This window comes from Bacillus cereus group sp. BfR-BA-01441 (assembly GCF_022663075.1).
Lineage (GTDB): Bacteria > Bacillota > Bacilli > Bacillales > Bacillaceae_G > Bacillus_A > Bacillus_A cereus.
The window spans coordinates 1-263 of the sequence record NZ_JAKUEU010000341.1 but is presented as its reverse complement, the minus strand read 5'-3'; the positions used below and the strand labels follow the sequence as shown (position 1 = coordinate 263).

Here is a 263-nt window from a genome sequence, read left to right as displayed (position 1 = left end):
CAATTTCAAAGAATCTTTAAAACAAAAAGCGCGATCTGTTAGGGATGCACCTGTCAATTTAAAAAATTATGTTAAAAATAAATTGATTGATGGTGTAGTTAAAATAAATAACAAAATTATTAATAAAACAAATGATATCAATCAAAAAATAGTTAACAAAACAAATGCCATTAATGAAAAGATGGAACAAGCAAGGCCAAATAAAAGTCCTGATAATGTAAAAGAAGCTCAACAAAATAGTCAACATGATGATCAAATAAAGG

At 25.9% G+C, this 263-nt stretch carries 1 pseudogene; it reads left to right on the top strand.

Going from position 1 to position 263, the window contains the following annotated elements:
- Positions 1-263: pseudogene (locus MR107_RS30780) on the top strand (hypothetical protein); the annotation flags it as partial.